Genomic DNA, 24042 nt, shown 5'->3' on the forward strand with positions numbered 1-24042 from the left:
CTCATCCGGGTCGCACAGCAGGCGCGGGCTTGTGCGTACAGGGCTGACCTCCCGTCAGGCCCCGTACGCAGTCTGGGGGTTGCGAATGAGGACTAGTCCTCGCGCAGAGCGCGGACCGCTTCCTCGACCCGCTTGCCGTAGTCCTGGTCGGCCGCGTGGAAGTGCGCGACGGCCTTCTCCACGATGTCGTCGCGCGAGACCTGCGAGAGGCCGCCCGCGATGTTGGCGACGAGGCGCTGCTTCTCGTCCTCGGACATCAGCCGGTACAGCTCGCCGGCCTGGAAGAAGTCGTCGTCCTTGGTGTGGGCCGGGGCCTCGTGCGTGCCCGTGTAGCCGGAGACGGCGAGCGGCGCGGCGAGCGGCCGGCCGGTCTCGACGGGGCCGTCGAAGGAGTTCGGCTCGTAGTTCTTGCGGGCGCGGCCGTAGGCGTTGGTGGCCATGAGGCCGTCGCGGCCGTAGTTGTCGGCGACGGTCGCCTTCGGCGCGTTCACCGCGAGCTGGGTGTGGTTGACGCCCAGGCGGTAGCGGTGCGCGTCCGCGTAGGCGAACAGCCGGCCCTGGAGCATCTTGTCCGGCGAGGGACCGATGCCGGGCACGAAGTTGTTCGGGGAGAACGCGGCCTGCTCGACCTCGGCGAACACGTTGTCCGGGTTGCGGTCGAGGACCATCCGGCCCACGCGCTGCAGCGGGTAGTCCGCGTGCGGCCACACCTTCGTGAGGTCGAACGGGTTGAAGCGGTACTCCGCCGCCTCGGCCGCCGGCATGACCTGCACGTACAGCGTCCAGGACGGGTTCACGCCGCGCTCGATGGCCTGCACCAGGTCCGTCTGGTGGGAGTTGGGGTCCTTGCCCGCCAGCTCCTGGGCCTGCTCGGTGGAGAGGCAGCGGATGCCCTGGTTGGTCTTGAAGTGGTACTTCACGAAGAAGGCCTCGCCCGCCTCGTTCGTCCACTGGTAGGTGTGCGAGCCGAAGCCGTTCATGTGGCGGTAGGACGCCGGGATGCCGCGGTCACCCATCAGCCAGGTCACCTGGTGCGTGACCTCGGGGGAGTGGGCCCAGAAGTCCCAGACGTTCTCCGGCTCCTGCTTGCCCGTGAACGGGTCGCGCTTCTGCGTGTGGATGAAGTCCGGGAACTTCAGCGGGTCCTTGATGAAGAAGACCGGCGTGTTGTTGCCGACGAGGTCGTAGTTGCCCTCTTCGGTGTAGAACTTCACGGCGAAGCCGCGCGGGTCGCGGACGGCGTCCGCGCCGCCGAGGCTGTCGGCCACGGTCGAGAAGCGCGCGAACAGCTCGGTGCGCTTGCCGACGGTGTTCAGGAAGTCGGCGTGGGTGAAGCCGGTGACGTCGTCGGTCACCTCGAAGTAGCCGTACGCGCCGGAGCCGCGGGCGTGCACGACGCGCTCCGGGATGCGCTCACGGTTGAAACGGGCGAGCTTCTCCAGAAGGTGCTGGTCCTGGAGGAGGATCGGGCCGCCGACGCCTGCGGTGGCGGAGTTCTGATTGTCGGCGACTGGGGCGCCGGACTCGGTCGTGAGCACACGCTTCGGCATTATTCGAGGCGACCTTCCGTGCAGTGGCTGCTGACGATGTGGGGGAGCGTAAGGACCCCTGAACAGCTGCGTCAACAGTTTGTTGAAGTTATGGGCATACTTGGTTCAACTTTTTGTTGCAAAAAAAGGCAGGGTTCCGGGCCGCGGCGACGCCTGGGCGCGACAGGACAGGTGTCAGCGCCGCCGCGGCCCGGAAGTCTTGGGGTGTTACGCGACCTGCTCGCCCGAGAGGCGCTCGACCGAGCGCAGCAGGGCGGAGTGGTCCAGGCCGCCGTCGCCCTGGGCGCGCAGCGAGGCGACCAGCTGGGCGACCACGGCGCCGACGGGCAGGGCCGCGCCGACGTTGCGGGCGGCGTCGGTGACGATGCCCATGTCCTTGTGGTGCAGGTCGATCCGGAAGCCGGGCTTGAAGTCGCGGTTCAGGAAGTTGTCCTTCTTGCGGGTCAGCACGGTCGAGCCGGCCAGACCGCCGTTGAGGACGTCGAGCGCGGCCTTGAGGTCCACGCCGGACTTCTCCAGGAAGACCACGGCCTCGGCGCACGCCTGGATGTTCACCGCGACGATGAGCTGGTTGGCGGCCTTCACCGTCTGGCCCGAGCCGTGCGGACCGCACAGCACGATGGTCTTGCCGAGCGCCTCCAGGAGCGGCTTGGCCTCGTCGAAGTCGGCCTGCTCACCGCCGACCATGATGGACAGGACGGCCTCGATCGCACCGGCCTCGCCGCCCGAGACGGGGGCGTCCAGGACACGGATGTCCTTGTCCTTGGCGGCCTTGGCCAGGTCGACCGAGGTCTGCGGCGTGATCGACGACATGTCGACGAGCAGCGCGCCCGGCTTCGCGTTCTCCAGGATGCCCTCGGCGCCGTAGGCGATCGCCTCGACCTGCGGGGAGGCGGGGACCATGGTGACGACCACGTCGGCGTCCTTGACGGCCTCGGCGATCGACTTCACCGCCGTGCCGCCGGCCGCGGCGAGGCGGTCCAGCTTGTCCTGCTCCAGGGTGAAGCCCGTGACGTCGTACCCGGCCTTGATCAGGTTCTCCGCCATGGGCGAGCCCATGATGCCGAGACCGATCCACGCGACCTTGGGAAGGTTGTTGTTGCTCATGCGGGTGACTCCAAAAAGCTCAGGAAGGCTGATACGTCGATGAGTGGCGCGCGCTTCAGCTCCGCGCGGCGCGGGCCTCGTGCGCCAGCCAGCCGAAGGACTCGGCGCTGGGGGCGTCGCCGGGCTTGTACTCCAGGCCCACGTAGCCCTCGTAACCGGCCTTCTTGAGCTGGTCGAGCAGCTCCTCCAGCGGCAGGGAGCCCGTGCCCGGCGCGCCGCGGCCCGGGTTGTCCGCGATCTGCACGTGCGCCGTCTTGTCGGCGTAGGCGCTGATGACCTGCTGGAGGTCCTCGCCGTTCATCGACAGGTGGTACAGGTCCATGAGGAACTTGGCGTTGCCGAGGCCGGTCGCCGCGTTCACCTTGTCCACGATCTCGATGGCCTTGGGGGCGCTGACGATCGGGCAGGCGGGCGACTCGGGCTTGTTGAGCGCCTCGATGAGGAGCACGGCGCCGACGCGGTCGGCGGCGCGGGCCGCGAGCACCAGGTTCTCCAGGGCGAGGTCGTCCTGGACGGCCGGGTCCACGCCGTCGACGCGGTTGCCGTACAGCGCGTTGAGCGCCTTGCAGCCGAGGGACTGGGCGAAGTCGGCCGCGACGTCGAGGTTGGCGCGGAACTTCTCGCTCTCCTCGCCCGGGACCGACAGGGCGCCCCGGTCGGGGCCGGGCAGCTGCCCCGCGTAGAAGTTCAGGCCGGTCAGCTGGACACCCGCGTCCTTGATCGCGTCACGCAGCGCGTCCAGCTCGGACGGGGCGGGGGTAGGGGCGTCGACCCAGGGCCACCACAGCTCGACCGCGGTGAAGCCGGCCGCGGCGGCGGCCGCGGGGCGCTCCAGGAGCGGGAGTTCCGTGAAGAGGATCGACAGGTTGACGTTGAAGCGCTGGTCTGCGAATCCCACGAGGTCGGCGCTCCCTTCCGTATTGGTTCCGTATTGCGGAAGTTCGTTTCTGCTTGATGGAAGGTTGCCCGTGGCCTGGGGGAGCTGTCAAGGGGGGCTGCCGGAAAAAGCCCGATCGGCATTAGGTTGAGGCCGTGCGATTGAGAGTGGAGTTCACGACCGAGCCCTTCGACCTGGACGAGGCGCCGCCGCACGCGGTCGTCGCGCGCGAGGTCGTCCAGGGGGCCGACCTGGACGCGGTCGACGTCGGCCCGTTCGGCAACACCGCGGAGGGGGAGGCGGGCCGGGTGCTCACCGCGGTCGACGCGCTGCTGCGCCAGGCGCTCGAAGCGGGCGCCACCCGCGTCTCGCTCCAGGTCAACGTGGTCGGGGAGGGCGATAAGTGACTGCTCTGGGGGACGAGCCCTTCATCCGGGCGGTCAAGCCGCTCGTCGACGCCATGGGGGCCGAGATGCTGCCACCGGGCCAGGCCGGCAAGGACGACGTGGTGCTGAGCTGGGAGGGCGCCGAGGTGATCGCCGTGCGGCTGCCGCAGCTGGCCGACTCGCTCGACCACCTGCTGGCCGCGATGGAGCGGACGGCGGGCAGGCCCCTCGCCGATCTCGACCGCAAGGAGAAGCAGGAGGCCGTCCGCCTGCTGGAGGCCCGCGGCGCGTTCTCCGTGCGCCACGGGGTGGAGACGGTGGCCGGGGCGCTCGGCGTCTCCCGCTTCACTGTGTACAACTACTTGAACCGAGAGAAGCCGTCCTGAGCGGTTTCCCCGCCCGTCCAGCCCGCCTGACCTGCGGAAACACTCGACTCCCCGAACCGCCGTCCGGTAACCGGACGGCGGTTTCTGTAACTCCAAGTTTTCAACAAAGTGTTGACGCAGTGTTTCCGAGGGCGTTAGCTATCCGCAGCCCGTCCAGCACCAGGCCACGGAGGCATCCCGTGACTTCAGGATCGACACCGGGACTCACCCGGTTCAACACCTCGGACGAGAGCGCGGCCCTGGCCGAGCTCCACGAGGTGTGTGCTTCATCGGCGTGGGGGCACAAGATCGTCGCCCAGCGCCCCTTCGCCACCGCCGAGTCCCTCTGCTCGGCCAGCGACGCCGCGACGGCCGAGCTGACCGCCGAGGACCTCGCCGAGGCGATGGCGGGGCATCCGCCGATCGGCCGCCCGAAGCCCGGCGACCCGACCTCGTCGCGTGAACAGCGCGGCATGGCGGGAGCCTCCGAGGAGCTCAAGGCGGAGATGCTCGAACAGAACCTGGCCTACCAGGACCGGTTCGGGCATGTCTTCCTCATCTGCGCCACCGGGGCGAGCGCCGAGCAGATGCTCGCCGCGCTCAAGGCACGTATCGGCAACACCGCCGAGCAGGAGCGGGAGATCGTCCGCACCGAACTGGGCAAGATCAACCGTATCCGCCTCACCCGCCTCACCGAGACCGCAGAAGAAGGGGACAGCGCCCGATGAGCACCGAGACGACAGCGTCGGTGTCCACCCACATCCTGGACACCAGCATCGGACGCCCCGCCGAGGGCGTCGCCATCTCCCTTGCGGCGCGCGCCGGTTCGGGCGCCGCCTGGGCGCTGCTCGGCGGCTCGGCCACCGACGCGGACGGGCGCTGCAAGGACCTGCCGGCCCTGCCGGAAGGCACCACCCACGTCCGTCTCGACTTCGAGACGGAAGCTTATTTCTCGACCTTCTCGACGTCCGCCAACAAGCAAGCCGATGCGCAGCAGGACGCCCCCGCGAATCGGGACAGCGGCACGAACGGAGCGTTCTTCCCGGAGGTGGCGATCACGTTCGCCGTCACGCCGGGCGAGCACTACCACGTGCCGCTGCTGCTCAACCCGTTCGGCTACTCCGTTTACCGAGGGAGCTAGCAGACATGCCCACGATTCTCGGCCAGAACCAGTACGGCAAAGCAGAGAACCGCGTAGTCAAGATCACGCGGGACGGCGACACCCACCACATCAAGGACGTGAACGTCTCGGTCGCCCTCAGCGGTGACCTCGACGACGTGCACTACAACGGGTCGAACGCCCACTGCCTGCCGACCGACACCACGAAGAACACCTGCTTCGCCTTCGCCAAGGAACACGGCATCGACTCGGTGGAGCAGTACGGCATCCACCTCGCCCGCCACTTCGTCGACAGCCAGGCGCCCATCCACCGGGCGCGCATCCGCATCGAGGAGTACAGCTGGGAGCGGATCGCCGGCTCCGACGCGGGCTCCAACTTCATCGGTGCCGACGAGGTCCAGCACTCCTTCGTCCGCAAGGGCCAGGAGACGCGGCTCGCGCAGATCACCTACGACGGCGAGAAGTTCGAGGTCCTGTCCGGGCTCAAGGACCTCACCGTCATGAACACCACGAACTCCGAGTTCTGGGGTTACATCAAGGACAAGTACACGACGCTGAAGGAGGACTACGACCGCATCCTCGCGACGTCGCTGTCCACCTGGTGGCGGCACAACTGGACCAGCGACGACCAGCGCATGCCGCAGTGGGAGAAGTCCTACGCGCAGGCCAAGAAGCACATCCTGCAGGCCTTCGTCGAGACGTACTCGCTCTCGCTGCAGCAGACGCTGTACCAGATGGGTTCGCGCGTCATCAACAACCGCAGCGAGATCGACGAGATCCGCTTCTCCGCGCCGAACAAGCACCACTTCCGCCAGGACCTGTCGCCGTTCGGCCTGGACAACGAGGCCAAGGACGGCGCCGTGTACCTCGCCGCCGACCGCCCCTACGGCCTGATCGAGGCCACCATCCTGCGGGACGGCGCCGAGCAGCGCATCCCGGTCGACATGACCAACCTCTGACGCCCACGGGCGTAATCGGACGCGACAGCGCACCCCCGTCCACCCCGGTCGGCGGGGGTGCGCCGCACCGGAGGGAACAACGCAATGGCAGTGCCAGCAAAGGGGCCGGCTGAAGCCGAGAGCCCGTGTTCTACATCGTCCGGCCCACAGGGCAGCGCCGACACGGTGCACCCGGTGGACGAAAAGCTCCACGTCTCGCGGCTCGTCCCCGCCGCTCTCCAGCACATCGCCGCCATGTACGCGGGCGTCGTCACCCCTCCGCTCATCATCGGCCAGGCCGTCCACCTGGACACCGCGGGCCGGACCCGGCTGATCGCCGCGTCCCTGCTCATCGCGGGCCTGGCCACCCTGCTCCAGACCCTCGGCGTCAAGGGCTTCGCCGGCAACCGGCTGCCCTTCGTCAACGCCGCCTCCTCCGCGGGCATCGCGCCGATGCTCGCCATCGCCGAGACCAACGCCTCGGGCGACCAACTCCCCGCCATCTACGGGGCGGTGATGATCGCGGGCGTCTTCTGCCTCGCCATCGGACCGTTCTTCGGACGGCTGCTGCGGTTCTTCCCGCCGCTGGTCACCGGCGTCGTCATCACCCTCATCGGCGTGACCCTGATGCCCGTCCCCGTCGGCTGGGCCCAGGGCGGCGACGCCACCGCCGCCGACTACGGCGACATGCGCTTCCTCGCGCTCGCCGGCTTCACCCTCGTCGTCATCCTGCTGATCCAGCGCTTCGGCCGGGGCTTCGTCAAGCAAGTCGCCCTGCTGTTCGGCCTGTTGATCGGCACGCTGGCCGCGATCCCGTTCGGCATGGCCGACTTCAGCGCCCTCGGCTCCGCGCCGATCGCCGCGCTCCCGACGCCGTTCGCCTTCGGCGCCCCGCAGTTCCAGCCCGCCGCGATCGTCTCCCTGTGCCTGGTCATGCTCGTCCTGATGACCGAGTCCTCGGCCGGCATGCTCGCCATCGGCGAGATCTGCGACCGCGAGACCTCCGGGCGGACCATCACCCGCGGCCTGCGCACCGACGGCATCGCCACCTTCATCGGCCCCGTCTTCGGCGGCTTCCCGACCTCCGCCTTCGCCCAGAACGTCGGCGTCGTCTCGCTGACCAAAGTGCGCAGCCGCTACGTCGTCGCGGTGGCGGGCGGCGCCCTGCTGATCCTCGGCATCTTCCCGATGCTCGGCGCGGTCGTCTCCCTGGTCCCCATGCCGGTCCTCGGCGGCGCCGGCATCGTCCTCTTCGGCTCCATCGCGGTCAGCGGGATCCGCACGCTCTCCGAGGCGGGCCTGGACGACAGCTCCAACATCATCCTGGTGGCCGTCTCCCTCGGCGCGGGCATCATCCCGCTCGCCGCGCCCACCTTCTACGCCGACTTCCCGGCCTGGGCGCAGACCGTGCTCGGCTCCGGCATCAGCGCCGGCGCGCTCGTCGCCGTCACGCTGAACCTGTTCTTCCACCATCTCGGCACCCGTAGCAGCGCCGGCGCGGCTGCGGCACTCAAATCCACCTAGGGTCCTGCCGTGCCCACAGCGATTCGCCACTCATGAATGAAGGAAGCACTATGGCAGCTTCTACGGCAGACAGCACCACCGACCGCATCGTCATCGAGAACGTCGCCATCGCGACGGTCGACGTGAACGACACCGAGTACGCCTCGGGGTACATCGTCGTCGCCGGCAACCGGATCGAGTCCCTCGGAGCCGGCAAGGCACCCGAGGGGCTGGAGAACGTGGTCCGCCGCGTCGACGGCACCGGCCACCTCGCCACCCCCGGCCTGGTCAACACCCACCACCACTTCTACCAGTGGATCACCCGCGGCCTCGCCACGGACCACAACCTGTTCAACTGGCTGAAGACGCTGTACCCGACGTGGGCGCGGATCGACGAGCGGATGACGTACGCGGCGGCGCAGGGCTCCCTCGCCATGATGGTCCGCGGCGGCGTCACCACCGCCATGGACCACCACTACGTCTTCCCGCAGGGCTCGGGCGACCTCTCCGGGTCGATCATCCGCGCCGCCTCCGAGATGGGCGTGCGCTTCACCCTGGCCCGCGGCTCGATGGACCGCAGCGAGAAGGACGGCGGCCTGCCGCCGGACTTCGCCGTGGAGAGCCTGGAGGGCGCGCTCGCCGCGACCGAGGAGACCGTCAGGAAGCACCACGACGCCTCCTTCGACGCGATGACGCAGGTGGCTGTCGCCCCCTGTTCCCCGTTCTCCGTCTCCACCGAACTGCTCAAGCAGGGCGCCGAGTTGGCCCGCCGCCTCGGGGTGCGCCTGCACACCCACGGCAGCGAGACGGTCGAGGAGGAGAAGTTCTGCCACGAGCTGTTCGGCATGGGCCCGACCGACTACTTCGAGTCGACGGGCTGGCTCGGTGAGGACGTGTGGATGGCGCACAGCGTCCACATGAACGACTCCGACATCGCCGCCTTCGGCCGCACGAAGACGGGCGTGGCGCACTGCCCGTCCTCCAACGCGCGGCTCGCGGCCGGCATCGCCCGCGTACCCGACATGCTCGCCGCCGGTGTCCCGGTCGGCCTCGGCGTCGACGGCACCGCCTCGAACGAGTCGGGCGAACTCCACACTGAACTGCGCAACGCCCTGCTCATCAACCGCCTCGGCGCCCACCGCGAAGCGGCCCTGAACGCCCGGCAGGCACTGCGCCTGGGCACCTACGGCGGCGCGCAGGTGCTCGGCCGGGCCACCCAGATCGGCTCCCTGGAGGCCGGCAAGCTCGCCGACCTCGTCCTGTGGAAGCTGGACACCCTGGCGCACTCCTCGATCGCCGACCCGGTCACCGCGCTCGTCTTCGGCGCGGCCGCACCGGTCACCCTCTCGCTCGTCAACGGCGCGCCGGTGGTGGAGAACAGCCGCCTCCTGCACGTCGACGAGGACGCCGTCGCCCGCTCCACGCGGGACGAGGCGCAGCGCCTCGCGCGGATCGCCGCGCAGGGCTGAGACACCCGAGAACGCCGGCCGGGGAGGACGGTCCCCGGCCGGACCCGAGCAGCCGAGCGGGCTGTTCGGGTGCCGCCCCGGAACGTGGCCCAAAGCTTCACGTTCCCGGGGCGGTCAGTACTACCTGGGCGCATGACAACTGAACACCGAGCACGTCAGCACGACCTTGCATCACCTCCCAGAAGCGAAAAGTGCCGGCAGTCAGCCGGGGCTGGAAAACAACCGGAGGAGCCGAAGTGGCGACGCAGCCCAGGTTCACCAAGCAAGGCACCACCCCCGCGGAGCAGGATGCGGGGCATACCAAACATCCGGTCGACGAGACGCTGCCCCCGCTGAAGATGGCGACGACGGGGTTGCAGCACGTGGCGGCGATGTACGCGGGCGTGGTCGCGCCCCCGCTCATCGTCGGCGCCTACATAGGTCTCTCGGCGAAGGAACTCACCTTCCTCACCGGCGCCTGTCTCTTCACGGCCGGCCTGGCCACCTTCCTCCAGACGCTCGGCATCTGGAAGATCGGCGCCAGACTCCCCTTCGTCAACGGCGTGACCTTCGCGGGCGTGGCCCCGATGCTCGCCGTCGTCGACTCGACGAAGGACAAGGACGACGCGCTGCCGATCATCTTCGGCGCGGTGATCGTCGCGGGCGTCCTGGGCTTCATCGCGGCGCCCTTCTTCTCCAAGGCGATCCGCTTCTTCCCGCCGGTCGTCACCGGTACGGTCATCACGCTCATCGGCATCTCCCTGATGCCGGTCGCCTTCGGCTGGGCGCAGGGCCCCGACACCAAGGCGTCGGACTACGGCTCCATGAAGAACCTGGCCCTCGCGGGCATCACCCTGGTCATCGTGCTGCTGCTGCGCCGGTTCACGACCGGGTTCGTCAAGCAGATCGCGGTCCTGCTCGGCCTGGTCATCGGCACGGTCGTCGCGATCCCGTTCGGGGTCACGGACTTCTCGCCCGTCGGTGACGCGGACATCGTCGGCTTCCCGACCCCGTTCCACTTCGGCGCCCCGCAGTTCGCGGGCGCGGCCATCGTCTCGCTCTGCGTCGTCATGGTCGTCTCGATGACCGAGTCGACCGCCGACATGCTCGCGCTCGGCGAGATCGTCGAGCGCCCCGCCGACGAGAAGACGATCGCGGCCGGCCTGCGCGCCGACACCCTCGGCACCGCGCTCAGCCCGCTCTTCAACGGCTTCATGTGCAGCGCCTTCGCCCAGAACATCGGGCTGGTGGCGATGACGAGGATCCGCAGCAGGTACGTGGTGGCGACCGGCGGCGCGTTCCTGGTCCTGATGGGGCTCTGCCCGGTGGCGGCCTCGCTGATCGCGGTCGTGCCGCGGCCGGTGCTCGGCGGCGCGGGCGTCGTCCTGTTCGGGTCGGTCGCGGCCAGCGGCATCCAGACCCTGGTCAAGGCCAACCTGGAGAAGGACAACAACGTCCTCATCGTCGCGGTCTCGCTCGCCGTCGGCCTCATCCCCATCGCGGCCCCGGAGTTCTACCACGCCTTCCCGGACACCGCGAAGATCATCCTGGACTCGGGCATCTCCACGGGGTGTGTCGCGGCCGTGCTCCTGAACCTCGTCTTCAACCACATCGGCCGCCACCGCGACGCGGACGACGTCACCTCCCCGATGGAGTCGGGCGGAGCCATCGTCGAACAGCGGACGGGCGCCTCGGCGGCCGGCGTCCACTGACCGGCGGGCAAAGGCCCGTCCGGAGTGGCCGCACTCCGGACGAGCCGCCGCGCGGGCGGGGCCGCTCACCCGATGTGGTAGCTGTCCCCGTAGACCTTCCAGTCCAGCGGCGGGTCCAGGTTCAGGTTGCCCGCCTTCAAGAAGACGCGCTGCGCCGTGTCGACGCGGCTGGTGTCGCTGTGCGCCTCCTCCTGCCGCATGGCCCACACCCGGGCGTCGAGGAAGGCGTTGAGCCACGTCACCTCGGAACCGCCCTGGGCGGGTGGCTTCGCCTTGCCCAGCGCGCGCTTGCGGATGCCGCGGAAGCTGGTGGGGTCGGAGCCGTCGCCGTGCATCACGATCGCGTCGTAGTACGTGAACTGGCCGAGCGTGCCGACCCCGTCGGCCTTGCCCTGGCTGACCGCCGGGTTGAAGTAGACCCGGTCGCGCTCGTCGTTCTGCGCCTGCTGGAAGACGGCGTCCTGCGCCGCCTTCGCCCAGTCGCGCGGGTAGTTGGGGTCGAGGCCGTCGTGCGAGTCGCTGCCGTCGACCTCGCGCAGGGCGGGCAGGTACTTCGCGAGGACGTTGCCGGGCTTGCGCCGGGTGTACAGCTCGACTAGGTCGAGCATGTCGTGGGTGCCGGAGCAGAAGCCGATGATCCCGGCGGTGTAGCCGCGGCCGTCGCCGATGTCCTCGATGTAGCCGTACTGGGCCTTCCAGTCGAGCGAGGAGTTCTCGGCGCTCGACACCAGCTTCATGGCGATCTCCTTCTTCGCCGGGTCGTCGAGCCCACTCGCGGCCGAGGCGGCGGGCGCGGCCCCGGCGAGCTGGGTGGACAGGAGCGGGGCGGCCACGACCGTGGCGCCGAGGAAGGTGAGCAGGGCGCGGCGGGAGGGGTGCTTGTGGGGGGTGAACACGGTTCCTCCAAAGGGGAGTTCGTCGTTCCGTCGACGGGCGGCGGTTCCGTCGTCGACTGTTAGGAAGGTTTCCTACCAGAGATTGCGGATGACGTATACCCGTCAAGTTGGCTTCGGGGGAAGTTGGGGGGGCGTGCGGGGAAACGATTCGGCAGAAGCCGTACCGAAACGCTTCCGCTGGGGTGGGCGGTGACGGGTGGGCCCGGGTGGCTGTAGGTGGCCCCCGGGGACCGGTGGCTCCGGGCGGCTGGCCCGGCCGGGGGAGGCGTCGGACCCCGGGTGAGTGGTCGCCTCCCTCTCTGCTGGGTGGCAGGCGGCGTCAGGTCACGCGTGGGTGGTCTCGTGCCTCCGCACCGAGGGCGGGCGGCGTCGGGCCTGGCGCAGGCACTCGCGTGCCTCCGTACCGAGGGCGGATGGCGTCGGGCCCGGCGCAGGTGGTTGTGGGCGGTGTCAGGCTCCGCGCAAGCGGTCGCGTACCTCGGTCGCCACGGTGTGCGTGTCTCCCGTGGGGGTCGTCAACAGGTCGCCGGGGTCGCGGGTCCAGGCGTCCTCCAGGGCGAACCAGTCGGTCCGGCGTGCAGGACGCCCCGCGTCGAGCGCGGCGGCGAGTTCCTCGAAGTACGTGGCCCAGCGCGTGCGGTAGAGGCCGCCGACCAGTCCGGCCCACTCGCGGTTGGCGTAGTCATGCAGGCCGGCGTCGGCCCCCGCGCGCGTCCCCCACGACGTCACCAGGGACAACTGGTCGTACGCGAGACGGTCCCGCTCCGCGTCGCTCGCGCCCCAGGCGCGCGCCTCCGCCACCCACTTCCCCAGCAGGTGGTCGGCGTCGGTGGCGAGCAACCGCTCCAGCAGGTCCATCAGGCCGAGCCACTCGCCGCTCAACCGGTCCAGAGCCGCCGCGTCCTTGGACTCGTACGCTTTCTTGATCTGCGGGAGCAGAGCGCGGCTGCGGTTCGAGAGCGCCTGGCGGGCCACGTCTAGGAGGTCCCGGCGGTACGCCGACGAGTCGCGCAACTCCGGCTGCACGGCCAGCAGATGGCCGAGCGCCTGCTCGAACTCGGCTGCGTCGTACCGCAGTTGCTTCGGCGACCAGGACGCCGCGGACCGGGCCGTCAGGGCGGGCCGCGCCCCGAACAGGCCGTCCGCGCCCTCGCCCCAGCCGTCGGCGCGCGTCGTGCCGTACGCGGTGCGCCGCAGGACGTCCCAGGCCGCGACGGCCTGCGGGTCGCGCCCGCCGTACCGCGCCACGGACCACTCCTCGAACCAGCGCTTCAGATCCAACGTCCCTGTGCGCCATGAGAGTTCGGCGAACAGCTCGAACGCCGCCGGGTTGTTGTCGGCGGCCTCCGGCATGAGCGCGGTGCCCCGCAGGGCGCCGCCGGGCCGTGTCCGCCACTCCTCGTAGAGCTGTGCCCAGTCACGGGTGTTGGCGCCCAGCGTCGTATGGCCGCCGAAGTTCCAGATGGAGCCGAAGGCGTACGGCGTGCCGTCCCAGTCGGCGTCACGGTCCGTCACCGTCGGGTAGTGGTCGGAGATGCCGTCGACGACGAGCATGCCGGTCTTGTCGACGGCGTCCACGATCGCCTTCGGCGGGTTGTTGCGCCAGCCCAGGATCACCCAGGTCGCCTTCGGGTGCGCCGCCCGCAACGCCTTCTCGACGCCGCGCGCCGCATCGGGTACCGGCACGTCACCCGGCTTGCCGCCCTCGTGCAGCAGATCCATCTTGAACAGCTCCGCCGGACCGAACATCGCCTCCTGCGTGCGGTAGAACTCGGCCGCCACCCGGGCGAAGTGCGGGCCGCGCGGGTCGAGCCAGTCCGGCCGCCGGTGCCCGTACCAGTCACCCTGTGCCACCACGTGCGCGCCGGCGTTGCGGTCCGCGAACCCGGGCGGCACCGTGCCGAAGTAGCCGGGCAGGACCGGCTTCATGCCCAGCTCCCGGACCCGGTCGGCGATCCGGCGCCCCAGCCGCGCCCGCCGCGCGAGCAGCCCGGCCGGCACCGGGCCGCCCGCCGCACCCGCCAGGTTCTGCAGCAGCCACCACGGCTGATGGGCCGGGGCCGGGATCCACTGCCGTAGCTCCTCGTCCCCGTAACCGAAGCGGCGCAGCACCCGGTGGTAGAGCGCGTCCGCGCCGGTGTACACGAGCACCTCGTTGAAGCCGTGCAGGGCGAGCACGTCCAGCTCCCGCTCCCAGTACGCCCAGTCGTGGTACGCCCCCGTGTACCCGTCGTTGGTGTCGTTCAGGACGAAGCGGTGCGGGACGTTCGCGCTGCCGGTGAGCGGGCGCGGCGGGGCGGGCAGCCGGCCGGGCAGGTCCAGCTGCTCGCCCGCCCAGGAGATGTTGGCGTGCGCCACGTGCTTCAGGTAGTGGCGCAGGCCCATGAGCTGGACCGCGGGAGAGGTGCCCGCGATCCGCACGCGGCCGGCCTGCCCGTCCACGCGGAAGCTCTCGCCCGCACCCGTGAGCGGGCGGAAGACCAGCTGCTCCGCGTGGCGGCCGAGCAGGCGGCGCGCGGCGGCCGCGGCGGCGTGCGGGGCGGGGGGCGCGGCATCCGCCCGCTCGGCGGAGGCGTCCGCGCACGACACCAGAGCCGATCCGGTGAGCGCGGTCAGGAACGTACGGCGGGCCAAGGGCATGGTGAGTGCATACCCCCTGGGGCGGCCCCGCGCGTGACGCCGCGCGGACGGACCGGGGTGACCCACGTGAACGGCGGGTACGGCGGCCCGCCCGGCGCCGTCACAGACCGAGGACGCCCGGATCCGTCGCCAGCTCCCTGAACACCTCTGCCGGGTCCTTGACCAGCTTGCGCGCGGTGAGATCCAACAGGCCGCCCACCGACGTCACTTCCGCCGAGACGGTGCCGTCGCTCCTCGTCACCGACTGCCGGATACGGAACGTCTTGCCGTCCCCCCACTCGAAGACGCAGTCCACGTCCACCTCGTCACCGGCGCGCAGTTCCCGCAGGTAGCGGACGGTCGTCTCCAGGGCGACCGGGCCCACCCCGCGGCCGAGGAGCGTGCTCTGCTCGATGCCGGCGCGGCGCAGGGCCGACCAGCGTGCGTGCTCGGCGTACTGCAGGTAGACGGCCTGGTTCAGGTGTCCCTGTGAATCGGTTTCATAGCCACGGACCTCGATCCGGACGGTGTACGGCTCTGCCACGGCGTTCCCTTCGATCGATCTACGTGCTCTGCGGACAGGCGGCGCTCACGCCCGTCTCGGCGAGGCCAGGAGGTACCGGTCGCCGCCGCGGGGCCGTGCGTGCTCGCTCACCTGCCAGCCGGCCTGCCGCAGCGCCGCCGCACAGGCCGCGCGGTTCTCCGGGTCCGGATCGTGTACGGCGACGGCCTCGGGCTGCGGGGTCTCGGTCACCCGGTACCCGGGGGCCGTCGCGGTCGCGGGCGGACAGCCCGCGGCCTCCAGGGCGAGCGCCGCCGCGTGCGGCAGCCGGCTCCGCTCCCAGGCGCAGGGCCGGTCCGTGGCGCCGTCCGGGGCGGTCATGCGGCGGATCTCCAGGAGGCCCTGCCAGGCGGTGCGGACCTCACGGGCCCGGGCCGGCGGGGACGGGGGCGCCGGTTCGCCGCCGAGCCGCGCGGTGAACACGCCGTCGGAGCCGGAGGGCGGGGCCGGCGCGGCGGCGGGCCCGGGTGCCTCCGGTCCCGCCTCGCGGACGCGGTGCCCGGCCGGGGTGAGGAAGTGCTCGTGCGGCGGCCGCGGATGCCGGAACGCCAGCTTCAGCGCGACGAGCCGCGCCAGCTGGGCGGCGCCGCCGCTGATCCGGCCCGTCTGCGGATCGGCGGCGTCGATGATGCGCCGCTGCGCGGCGGTCGGCGGTCGGGTCATGGCGCACCTCCTGCCGACGATGGTGCACGACGCCACTGACAACGCGCCGACCAGGCGCCCGGACGCATGGCTCGCGGGCCGCGACGAGGCGCAGGGGCCCGCACGGACGGATCAGGCCCGGACGAGCCCCGGCCGTGTCCCCGATCCCGGCGCGGCTCGCTCAGCCGCTCGACGGGCGCAGGTTCCAGCCGGAGACCACCGGGCGGCCGTGCTCCGTGCTGAGCCTGCTCACCGTGCCGGTCGCCAGCAGGAAGTGCGAGCCGCCCGACGGGGGCAGGCCCAGGCGGCGGGCGGTCAGGACCCGCAGGAAGTGGCTGTGCGAGACGAGGACCACGCTGCCCTCGTTGTTGGCGAGCGCCGCGTCCACCTTGGAGAGCATCCGGTCGGCCCGCTCGCCCACCTCCTCCGGGGTCTCACCCGGGTGCTCGGGCGGCCCGGGCGGCACCCCGTCGTCGAAGAGGTACCAGTCGGGCCGGGTGCGCTGGATCTCCCGCGTCGTCACGCCCTCGTAGGCGCCGTAGTCCCACTCCCGCAGATCCGGGTCGACGGTGAAGCGGTGCAGGCCCGCCAGCTCGGCGGTCTCGCGGGCCCGGCCCAGGGGACTCACGAAGACGGCCCCCACGTGGTAACTGCCGACGAGCGGCGCGACCCTGCGCGCCTCCTCGCGGCCGTTCTCGGTCAGCGGGATGTCGGTGAGGCCGGTGTGCTGACCGGTCAGCGCCCATTCGGTCTCACCGTGCCGGACGAGGAGCAGATCACCCACGGTTCACGCCTGTTCTGGGGTCGGGAGGGGACAGGGACATTGTTGAACGAACGGTACACGGGGCGCTCCGCCCCGACCCCGCCGACCTGCACCGCAGCGGTGCGCCGGGCCTCCGGGACAGCCCGTGGACCGGGGATTGTCGGACCCGGGCCGTAAGGTCTAGATCGGTCCGCGTCCGGGCCGATCGCGAACGCGGAGGGGAGGTGGCGTGGCCGTGCCGGAGCTGACCGGTGCCGTCCTCGGCGCCGCCGCCGTCTTCCTGCCCGCCGCCCTGCCCCGGGAGGGAAGGGTCGCGTTCTGGTCGCCGGACGGCGCGGGTCCGCCCGGCGCCGACGCCACGCTCACGGTCGTGCGGCCGCACGGCGCGGGCGCACGCGCCCGCGAGGTGCCCGCGCTCGTGCTGCCGGTCGCCGAGGCGCTGCCCCTGCTCGTCCGGGCCCGCCGCACCCGCGGCGCCCACCCCGCCGCGGCCGCCTGGGGCGCCGCCGCCGCGCACGCGCTGCACCTCGTCGCCCGCGGCCGGCTGCTGCCCGGCCTCACCGCCGACGACCACGACGCGTGGCGCGCCGGCCCGCTGGACGCGGACGACGTCGCCCAGCTGGGGGCCATCGCCGCCGCCCTGCCCGTCGAGGGGTACGCCACCCCGGTGCCCGGCGGCAAGCCGCTGCGGCTGCCCGAGCCGCAGGCCCTGGTCCGCGCCTTCGTGGACGCGGTGGCCGACACGCTGCCCCGCACCCCGGCCGCGGCCCACGCGGCGGGCGCCCCGTTCGCCGCCGTCGCCCCCCAGCACCTCCCGCACGCCCGGCCCTGGGCCGTGGAGGCGGCGGCCGGACTCGACACGGGGGTGCGGGTGTCGCTCCGGCTCGACCTCGCGCAGCAGCTGCTCTTCGACGCCGAGGAGGAGAGCGGGTCACCGGGGGCCCCGGGGGCGCGCCGCGCCGGCGCCGCCGTCGTCCAGGTGCACAGCCTCGCCGACCCCACGCGCGTGGTGGACGCCGCGCACCTGTGGGCCGGTGACGCCTCCGACCACTTCGGGCCCCGCGCCCGGATCGACGCGGTCCTCGCCGTGCGCCGCGCCGTCGCCGCCTGGCCGCCGCTCGGCCGGCTCCTGGAGCAGGACGTGCCCGACGTGCTCGCGCTCTGCGAGAGCGAGCTGACCGACCTGCTCGGACCCGGCGCGGCCCGGCTCGCCCAGGCCGGGGTCAGCGTGCACTGGCCGCGTGAGCTGGCCCGCTCGCTCACCGCGGCGGCCGTCGTACGCGCGCAGACCGCCCCCGGCTCGGCCACCGACGGCACGACCTTCTTCGACAGCGACGAACTGCTCGTCTTCAACTGGCAGCTGGCCCTGGACGGAGATCCGCTCACCGAGCACGAGATGGACCTGCTCGCCGAGTCCCACCGCGCCGTGGTCCGGCTGCGCGACCAGTGGGTCGTCGTCGACCCCGACCTCGTCCGCAAGGCCCGCAAGCGCGAACTGGGCCTCCTTCAGCCGGCCGACGCGCTGGCCGTGGCGCTCACCGGCGAGGCCGAGGTCGACGGGGAGCGCGTCGCCGCCGTGCCCACCGGCCGGCTCGCCGAGCTGCGCGACCGGCTCACCCGCGGCGTCGACACCGTCGGGCAGCCCGCGGGCCTGCACGCGACCCTGCGCGACTACCAGCTGCGCGGCCTCGCCTGGCTCGACCTGATGACCTCGCTCGGACTCGGCGGCTGCCTCGCCGACGACATGGGGCTCGGCAAGACAGTCACCCTCATCGCCCTGCACCTGCGCAGGAACCGGCCGGCGCCGACCCTCGTGGTCTGCCCCGCCTCCCTGCTGGGCAACTGGCAGCGGGAGATCAACCGGTTCGCCCCCGGCGTCCCCGTGCGCCGCTTCCACGGCGCCGACCGCACCCTGCGCGGCAGCGACGGCGGCTTCGTCCTCACCACGTACGGCACCCTGCGCAGCCGCGCCGCCGAACTCGCGGAGCACGGCTGGGGCATGGTCGTCGCCGACGAGGCGCAGCACGTGAAGAACCCGAACTCGGCGACGGCGAAGGCCCTGCGCACCATCGACGCCCCCGCGCGCGTGGCGCTCACCGGCACCCCCGTCGAGAACAACCTGTCCGAGCTGTGGGCCCTGCTCGACTGGACGACGCCCGGCCTGCTGGGCCCCCTCAAGGCGTTCCGCGCCCGGCACGCGCGCGCCGTCGAGGGCGAAGGGCCGCTGGAGAACCCCGAGGCGACCGAGCGCCTCGCCCGCCTCGTGCGCCCGTTCATCCTGCGCCGCAAGAAGTCCGACCCAGGCATCGTGCCCGAGCTGCCGCCCAAGACCGAGTCCGACCACCCGGCGCCCCTCACCCGGGAACAGGCGTCGCTCTACGAGGCCGTGGTGCGCGAGTCCATGGCGGTCATCGAGGCCGCCGAGGGCATCGGCCGCCGGGGCCTGATCATGAAGCTGCTCACCTCGCTCAAGCAGATCTGCAACCACCCCGCGCAGTACCTGAAGGAGGCGGAGAGCGAGGGCGGACGCGTGCGGCTCGCGGGCCGCTCGGGCAAGCTCGCCCTCCTGGACGAGCTGCTCGACACGATCGTCGCCGAGCGGAACTCGGTCCTCGTCTTCACCCAGTACGTGTCGATGGCCCGGCTCCTCGCCACCCACCTGGCGACCCGCTCCATCCCCACCCAGCTGCTGCACGGCGGCACCCCGGTCGCCGAGCGCGAGCGCATGGTGGACCGGTTCCAGGCCGGCGAGGTCCCCGTCTTCCTGCTCTCCCTGAAAGCCGCGGGCACCGGTCTCAACCTCACGCGCGCGGGCCACGTCGTGCACTTCGACCGCTGGTGGAACCCGGCGGTCGAGGAGCAGGCCACCGACCGCGCCTACCGCATCGGACAGACCCAGCCCGTCCAGGTGCACCGCCTCATCACCGAGGGCACGGTCGAGGACAAGATCGCCGAACTGCTCGTCGCCAAGCGGGCGCTGGCCGACGCCGTGCTCGGCTCCGGCGAGGCGGCGCTCACCGAGCTGACCGACCGGGAGCTGACCGACCTGGTCTCGCTGCGCAGGGGGCCGGCATGAGCCCGGCCCGCAGCGGACCGCACGCCGTGCACATCCCAGGGCGGGCCGGCGCCGCCGAGCGCGCGCAGGCCCGGCACACCGACACCCGCCGCACCTTCCCGCCGCTGCCGCCGCGTGCCGCCCCGGGCGACGGCACGGCCCTCACCTGGTGGGGGAACGCGTGGGTGGACGCCCTGGAGGACACCGCCCTCGACCCCGCCCGCCTCGCGCGCGGCCGGGCCTACGCCGACCGCGGCCACGTCGACGCGATCACCGTCACGCCGGGCCGCGTCACCGCCTACGTCCACGGCTCGCGGCCCCGCCCCTACCGCGCCGACCTGCGCCTGCGCACCCTCTCAGAAGACGAGTGGGAGCACTTCGTGGAGACGGCCGCGGCCCGCCCCGAGCACCTGGCGTCGCTGCTCGACAAGGACGTGCCGCACGCGCTCGCCGCCGCCGTCGACCTGCTGCCCGCCGTCGACGACCTGATCCCGGACTGCACCTGCCCGGACCGCGCCGAGCCCTGCAAACACGCGGCGGCGCTCTGCTACCAGACGGCGCGCCTCGTCGACGAGGACCCCTTCGTCCTGTTCCTGCTGCGCGGCCGCGGCGAGCAGGAGCTGCTGGCCGACCTGACGCGGCGCAACGCGACGCACACCGCGCGGGAGCGGACCACGGCCGCGGCGCCCGCGCCGGACTCGGTCACCGCGCGGGAGGCGTTCGCCCGGTCCGGCCGGCTCGCGCCGCTGCCGCCGGAGTTCCCGCCCCCGGCGTACCCCGAGCGCCCGCCGTCCTACCCCCAGGCCCCCGGCGGCCCCGACCCGCTCGCCCTCGACCTGCTGGCCACGGAGGCGGGGATACGCGCGCACGCCCTGCTGACCACGGGAGCGGACCCGACCGGCGGCCTGACCCCGTGGCAGGACGCCGTCCGGCTGGCCGCCGCCCACCCCGGCGCGGGCCTCACCGCGGCCACCCGCGCGCTGTACGCCGCGCTCTCCCGCGGCACCGGACGCACCCCGGCCGACCTCGCCCGCGCGGTCGCGGCCTGGCGCCAGGGCGGCCTCGCCGGCCTCAGCGTCCTGGAAGAGGAGTGGGACCCGCCGGCCGGCCCCTTCGACCGCGCCCGCCCCGCCCTGCTCGCCGCGGGCCGCCCGGAGTTCCGCCCCCGCCGCAACCGCCTGTCGACGGCCGCCGTCCAGCTCCGCCTGGGCCGCGACGGCCGGTGGTACGGGTACGAGTCCGACCCGGGCCGCGAGGACTGGTGGCCCCGGGGCGAGCCGGGCCCGGACCCCGTCACGGCCCTGTCCTTCCTGCTCGGCGAGGGCTGAGCGCCCGGCTACTGCACGCTCGGCGCGGCCGCCTCGACGAACGCCGCCAGGGCGTGCTTGCAGCGCTGCGAGCGCCGGTCGCGGTCCTGCTCGTCCACCGCCTCGTGCAGGCAGTTCGCCGACTCGAAGGCGGTCTCGGCCAGGTGCCGCAACCGCGGTACGTCGCAGACCAGTTGCACCATCGCCAGTGCCTGGCGCGCCGCGATGCGGGCCTCGTACGAGGCGAACCGCGCCGACTCCGCCTCGCGGGTGCCGGGCTGTTCGTGGGCGCGGAACCAGCGGTCGTTCTGGCTGCGCCGGTAGTCGAAGAGGGCGCTCGCGAAACCGCTGTAGCTCGCGATGCGTTCCTGCCGCAGCTGCTCCGCCCGGGCCAGCTCGGCGCCGCGAACCGTCGCCCGCCCCTGGAAGTAGTGCGTGACGACCGAGCCGAGCAGCGTGCCGAGCACCGCGATCAGCGCCGCGTCCACCTAAGCCCCCGCGGCCGGCGTCAGCGACAGGCCCCGGCCCGCGAAGTACGCGCCGAACCGCTCCACCGGCAGCGCCGCCGTCCGGGTCGCCGCGTCCGTGCCGGACGGATTGTGGAAGTGGAAACCCGCCCCGTCCGGGGTGCGGGCGGTGACCAGGACGAGGTGGCCGCCGCGCCCCGGCGCGGGCTCGTCGGGGCGGCGGATCGAGTAGTGGACGGAGGCGAGGACGAGCCGGCCCGCGTCGAGCAGCTCCCCGATCCCGCCGGTCGTCAGCTCGCGGTGCACCTGAGCGTCGACGCCGTGCACCTCGCGCAGGTACGCGGCGGCGGGCGCGTAGATCATCCCGTGGATCTCACCGTCCACGTCCACGGTGTACGCACCGAACTTCAGCGCGCCGTCGCGCAGTTCGAAGAGCGAGGGCGCCTCGTCGCCGAGTGCCATGCGCAGGCAGGTGGCGCCGCACAGGTGCCCGCACCAGCGCGCGTACTCCTGCGCCGTCGCCGCGCCCGACGTGCGCCAGGCCGGGTCCTGGGCCCGGTCGAAGCGGCCCGAGACGATCGCGCCGATGAGCTCGGGCGAGGCGAACTGGGTGTGGCTCGGATACGCACACGTGGAGCAGGCGCTCACTGACTCTCCCGTCGGTCCGGCGCGGCCCGCCGCCTCACTGCCGGTAGCCGCTGAGGAAGCGGCCGATGCGGCTGATGGCGGCGTCGAGGTCGTCAGCGTACGGGAGCGTGAGGATGCGGAAGTGGTCGGGACGGGGCCAGTTGAAGCCGGTGCCCTGGACCACCTGGATCTTCTCGCGCAGCAGCAGGTCCAGGACGAACTTCTCGTCGTCGACGATCGGGTGGACCTTCGGGTCGAGGCGCGGGAACGCGTACAGGGCGCCCTTCGGTTTGACGCAGCTGACGCCGGGGATCTCGTTCAGCTTCTCCCACGCCTTGTCGCGCTGCTCGTGCAACCGCCCGCCGGGACGGGTGAGTTCACGGATCGACTGGCGGCCGCCGAGCGCGGCCTGGATGGCGTACTGGGCGGGCGCGTTCGGGCACAGCCGCATGGAGGCGAGCATCGTCAGGCCCTCCAGGTAGCTCTTCGCGTGCTGCTGCGGTCCGGTGACGACCAGCCAGCCGGAGCGGAAGCCCGCGACGCGGTACGTCTTGGACAGGCCGCAGAAGGTGAGGACGACTAGGTCGGGGGCGAGGGCCGCGGCGCTGTGGTGGACGGCGTCGTCGTAGAGGATCTGGTCATAGATCTCGTCGGCGAAGACCATCAGGCCGTGCCGGCGGGCCAGGTCGAGCATGCCCTCGACGACGTCCTTGGGGTAGACGGCGCCCGTGGGGTTGTTCGGATTGATGATCACCATGGCCTTGGTGCGGTCGGTGATCTTCGCCGCCATGTCGTCCAGATCCGGGTACCAGTCCGACTGTTCGTCGCAGAGATAGTGCACCGCCCGGCCCCCGGAGAGCGTGGTGACGGCCGTCCACAGCGGGAAGTCGGGCGCCGGGATGAGGACTTCGTCGCCGTCCTCCAGGAGCGCCTGGACGGCCATCGTCACCAGTTCGGAGACGCCGTTGCCGAGGAAGACGTCGTCCACGCCGACGTCCAGGCCGAGCCCCTGGTAGCGCTGGGCGACGGCGCGCCGGGCGGAGAGGACGCCGCGCGAGTCGGTGTAGCCGTGGGCCTGCGGCAGCATCCGGATCATGTCCTGAACGATCTCCTCCGGCGCCTCGAAGCCGAAGAGCGCCGGGTTGCCCGTGTTCAGCCGCAGCACGCTGTGGCCCGCTTCCTCCAGCGCGTTCGCGTGCTCGATCACCGGGCCGCGGATCTCGTAGCAGACCTCGCTCAGCTTGCTCGACTGCCGGAACTCCATGCGCGTGCCCTCCAGGCGGACCAGGTGACGTGGTGCGGTGCGTACTCCGTGACTCTTGTTGCTTGGTTTTACCAAGTGGGAGCTTGGAAAGTCCAACGGATTGCATAGACTGCGCCTCATGCCACGCCGAAGCTACGACCAGTACTGCGCCACCGCCCGCGCTCTCGACGTCGTCGGAGACCGCTGGACGCTCCTGATCGTCCGCGAACTCCTCGGGGGCCCGCGCCGCTACACCGCCCTCCATGCCGACCTGCCCGGCGTCAGCACCGACATGCTGGCGACGCGGCTCAAGGACATGGAACGCGACGGACTCGCCGCACGGCGCAGACTGCCGGCGCCCGCCTCCGCCTACGTGTACGAACTCACCCCGCGCGGACGCCAGTTGCTCCCCGTCCTCCAGGCGCTGGGGGAGTGGGGCGCGCCGGAACTCGGCGAGCGGCGGCCCACGGACGCGGTGCGGGCGCACTGGCTGGCCCTGCCGGTGCTGCGCGAGCTGGCGGGGCTCGGCGAGTCCGGGGTGCTCGAAGTGCGGCTCGCCGAGGGGGAGTTCCATGTGCGGCTCGGGGACGAGGCCGGGTACGGGGACGGCCGGTACGAGGGTGAGCCCGATGCGCGGGTGACGCTGGACGCGGATGCGGGGGCTGCTTTCGCGCGGGGCGAGGTGGGGCTGGTGGCGGCGGTGCGGGCCGGGCGGGTCGAAGTGACCGGAGCCGGACCGCTGGCCAAGGCCCTGCGGTCGGACTCGGCCACCTCCAGCCTCTCGGCCACCTCCGCCTGATCCAGCCCCTCCGGCGATCGATGAGCGGGGTCCGGGGCGGAGCCCCGTGGCCCGCG

General features: G+C 72.1%; 22 protein-coding genes. 11 read left to right on the plus strand and 11 right to left on the minus strand.

Features of this window, described 5'->3' with window-relative positions:
* Window positions 1–92: 92 nt before the first annotated feature.
* From ABZY33_RS28165 to ABZY33_RS28175, 3 genes are all read right to left on the minus strand, one after another.
* Complete coding sequence (locus ABZY33_RS28165) at window positions 93–1550, minus strand: catalase (protein WP_356494497.1); 1458 nt, start codon at window positions 1548–1550, stop codon at window positions 93–95.
* 207 nt (window positions 1551–1757) lie between these two features.
* Window positions 1758–2657 carry a 2-hydroxy-3-oxopropionate reductase gene (locus ABZY33_RS28170; protein ID WP_356494498.1) on the minus strand — a complete coding sequence of 300 codons (900 nt, stop codon included), beginning with the start codon at window positions 2655–2657 and terminating at the stop codon, window positions 1758–1760.
* A gap of 55 nt (window positions 2658–2712) precedes the next feature.
* Window positions 2713–3555: a TIM barrel protein gene (locus ABZY33_RS28175; RefSeq protein WP_356494499.1), complete on the minus strand. Its 843-nt coding sequence runs from the start codon at window positions 3553–3555 to the stop codon at window positions 2713–2715.
* Between the two features lie 134 nt (window positions 3556–3689).
* Between ABZY33_RS28175 and ABZY33_RS28180 the strand changes: the two genes are divergently transcribed.
* The 8 genes from ABZY33_RS28180 (at window position 3690) to ABZY33_RS28215 (ending at window position 11006) form a co-directional block, all read left to right on the plus strand.
* Window positions 3690–3941: a hypothetical protein gene (locus ABZY33_RS28180; RefSeq protein ID WP_356494500.1), complete on the plus strand. Its 252-nt coding sequence runs from the start codon at window positions 3690–3692 to the stop codon at window positions 3939–3941.
* Window positions 3938–4306, plus strand: coding sequence for a helix-turn-helix domain-containing protein (locus ABZY33_RS28185; RefSeq protein WP_356494501.1), 369 nt, complete (start codon window positions 3938–3940; stop codon window positions 4304–4306). The genes ABZY33_RS28180 and ABZY33_RS28185 overlap by 4 nt, the downstream gene beginning before the upstream one ends.
* Window positions 4307–4485: 179 nt before the next feature.
* Complete coding sequence (uraD, locus tag ABZY33_RS28190; protein ID WP_356494502.1) at window positions 4486–5013, plus strand: 2-oxo-4-hydroxy-4-carboxy-5-ureidoimidazoline decarboxylase; 528 nt, start codon at window positions 4486–4488, stop codon at window positions 5011–5013.
* Window positions 5010–5426, plus strand: coding sequence for a hydroxyisourate hydrolase (gene uraH / locus ABZY33_RS28195; RefSeq protein WP_356494503.1), 417 nt, complete (start codon window positions 5010–5012; stop codon window positions 5424–5426). The genes uraD and uraH overlap by 4 nt, the downstream gene beginning before the upstream one ends.
* Before the next feature lie 5 nt (window positions 5427–5431).
* Entirely contained in the window at window positions 5432–6364 is a 933-nt protein-coding gene (pucL, locus tag ABZY33_RS28200; protein ID WP_356494504.1) for a factor-independent urate hydroxylase, read from the plus strand.
* Window positions 6365–6448: 84 nt separating this feature from the next.
* Window positions 6449–7867 carry a nucleobase:cation symporter-2 family protein gene (locus ABZY33_RS28205; protein ID WP_356494505.1) on the plus strand — a complete coding sequence of 473 codons (1419 nt, stop codon included), beginning with the start codon at window positions 6449–6451 and terminating at the stop codon, window positions 7865–7867.
* A gap of 50 nt (window positions 7868–7917) precedes the next feature.
* Window positions 7918–9315 carry an 8-oxoguanine deaminase gene (locus tag ABZY33_RS28210; RefSeq protein WP_356494506.1) on the plus strand — a complete coding sequence of 466 codons (1398 nt, stop codon included), beginning with the start codon at window positions 7918–7920 and terminating at the stop codon, window positions 9313–9315.
* 338 nt (window positions 9316–9653) lie between these two features.
* On the plus strand, window positions 9654–11006 hold the full coding sequence (locus ABZY33_RS28215; protein ID WP_356494524.1) for a nucleobase:cation symporter-2 family protein: 1353 nt from the start codon (window positions 9654–9656) through the stop codon (window positions 11004–11006).
* A 65-nt stretch (window positions 11007–11071) separates the two neighbouring features.
* Here ABZY33_RS28215 and ABZY33_RS28220 read toward each other — a convergent pair whose 3' ends face one another.
* The 5 genes from ABZY33_RS28220 to ABZY33_RS28240 all read right to left on the minus strand — a co-directional run bounded on the left by ABZY33_RS28220 (window position 11072) and on the right by ABZY33_RS28240 (window position 16509).
* Entirely contained in the window at window positions 11072–11902 is an 831-nt protein-coding gene (locus ABZY33_RS28220) for a chitosanase (protein ID WP_356494507.1), read from the minus strand.
* Window positions 11903–12352: 450 nt separating this feature from the next.
* Window positions 12353–14542: an alpha-N-acetylglucosaminidase gene (locus tag ABZY33_RS28225; RefSeq protein ID WP_356494508.1), complete on the minus strand. Its 2190-nt coding sequence runs from the start codon at window positions 14540–14542 to the stop codon at window positions 12353–12355.
* A 100-nt stretch (window positions 14543–14642) separates the two neighbouring features.
* A complete protein-coding gene (locus ABZY33_RS28230; protein WP_356494509.1) occupies window positions 14643–15065 on the minus strand; it encodes an acyl-CoA thioesterase in 423 nt (140 codons plus the stop codon).
* A gap of 45 nt (window positions 15066–15110) precedes the next feature.
* Window positions 15111–15746, minus strand: coding sequence for a hypothetical protein (locus tag ABZY33_RS28235; RefSeq protein ID WP_356494510.1), 636 nt, complete (start codon window positions 15744–15746; stop codon window positions 15111–15113).
* 160 nt (window positions 15747–15906) lie between these two features.
* Window positions 15907–16509: a histidine phosphatase family protein gene (locus ABZY33_RS28240; protein ID WP_356494511.1), complete on the minus strand. Its 603-nt coding sequence runs from the start codon at window positions 16507–16509 to the stop codon at window positions 15907–15909.
* 208 nt (window positions 16510–16717) lie between these two features.
* Here ABZY33_RS28240 and ABZY33_RS28245 point away from each other — a divergent pair, with 208 nt between their 5' ends.
* On the plus strand, window positions 16718–19564 hold the full coding sequence (locus ABZY33_RS28245) for a DEAD/DEAH box helicase (protein WP_356494512.1): 2847 nt from the start codon (window positions 16718–16720) through the stop codon (window positions 19562–19564).
* Entirely contained in the window at window positions 19561–20871 is a 1311-nt protein-coding gene (locus ABZY33_RS28250) for an SWIM zinc finger family protein (protein ID WP_356494513.1), read from the plus strand. The genes ABZY33_RS28245 and ABZY33_RS28250 overlap by 4 nt, the downstream gene beginning before the upstream one ends.
* An 8-nt stretch (window positions 20872–20879) precedes the next feature.
* Here the strand turns inward: ABZY33_RS28250 and ABZY33_RS28255 are convergent, their stop codons facing one another.
* From ABZY33_RS28255 to ABZY33_RS28265, 3 genes are read right to left on the minus strand one after another with little or no spacing between them, the layout of a single operon-like run.
* Window positions 20880–21338: a hypothetical protein gene (locus ABZY33_RS28255; protein ID WP_356494514.1), complete on the minus strand. Its 459-nt coding sequence runs from the start codon at window positions 21336–21338 to the stop codon at window positions 20880–20882.
* Entirely contained in the window at window positions 21339–21965 is a 627-nt protein-coding gene (locus ABZY33_RS28260; RefSeq protein WP_356494515.1) for a peptidase, read from the minus strand.
* Between the two features lie 34 nt (window positions 21966–21999).
* A complete protein-coding gene (locus ABZY33_RS28265; protein ID WP_356494516.1) occupies window positions 22000–23208 on the minus strand; it encodes a pyridoxal phosphate-dependent aminotransferase in 1209 nt (402 codons plus the stop codon).
* A 118-nt stretch (window positions 23209–23326) separates the two neighbouring features.
* On the opposite strand from ABZY33_RS28265, the gene ABZY33_RS28270 reads away from it, so the two are divergent.
* Window positions 23327–23986 carry a winged helix-turn-helix transcriptional regulator gene (locus ABZY33_RS28270; RefSeq protein WP_356494517.1) on the plus strand — a complete coding sequence of 220 codons (660 nt, stop codon included), beginning with the start codon at window positions 23327–23329 and terminating at the stop codon, window positions 23984–23986.
* The last annotated feature ends 56 nt before the right edge of the window (window positions 23987–24042 follow it).

Origin of the sequence: Streptomyces sp. NPDC006552 (assembly GCF_040611655.1) — a bacterium.
Classification (GTDB): Bacteria; Actinomycetota; Actinomycetes; order Streptomycetales; family Streptomycetaceae; genus Streptomyces.

Bases quoted from the DNA above. Each gene is read 5' to 3' on its own strand.
- ABZY33_RS28165 (WP_356494497.1), bottom strand. From the start codon at position 1,550: ATGCCGAAGCGTGTGCTCACGACCGAGTCCGGCGCCCCAGTCGCCGAC.
- ABZY33_RS28170 (WP_356494498.1), bottom strand. From the start codon at position 2,657: ATGAGCAACAACAACCTTCCCAAGGTCGCGTGGATCGGTCTCGGCATC.
- uraH (WP_356494503.1), top strand. From the start codon at position 5,010: ATGAGCACCGAGACGACAGCGTCGGTGTCCACCCACATCCTGGACACC.
- pucL (WP_356494504.1), top strand. From the start codon at position 5,432: ATGCCCACGATTCTCGGCCAGAACCAGTACGGCAAAGCAGAGAACCGC.
- ABZY33_RS28205 (WP_356494505.1), top strand. From the start codon at position 6,449: ATGGCAGTGCCAGCAAAGGGGCCGGCTGAAGCCGAGAGCCCGTGTTCT.
- ABZY33_RS28210 (WP_356494506.1), top strand. From the start codon at position 7,918: ATGGCAGCTTCTACGGCAGACAGCACCACCGACCGCATCGTCATCGAG.
- ABZY33_RS28215 (WP_356494524.1), top strand. From the start codon at position 9,654: ATGGCGACGACGGGGTTGCAGCACGTGGCGGCGATGTACGCGGGCGTG.
- ABZY33_RS28225 (WP_356494508.1), bottom strand. From the start codon at position 14,542: ATGCCCTTGGCCCGCCGTACGTTCCTGACCGCGCTCACCGGATCGGCT.
- ABZY33_RS28235 (WP_356494510.1), bottom strand. From the start codon at position 15,746: ATGACCCGACCGCCGACCGCCGCGCAGCGGCGCATCATCGACGCCGCC.
- ABZY33_RS28250 (WP_356494513.1), top strand. From the start codon at position 19,561: ATGAGCCCGGCCCGCAGCGGACCGCACGCCGTGCACATCCCAGGGCGG.
- ABZY33_RS28265 (WP_356494516.1), bottom strand. From the start codon at position 23,208: ATGGAGTTCCGGCAGTCGAGCAAGCTGAGCGAGGTCTGCTACGAGATC.
- ABZY33_RS28270 (WP_356494517.1), top strand. From the start codon at position 23,327: ATGCCACGCCGAAGCTACGACCAGTACTGCGCCACCGCCCGCGCTCTC.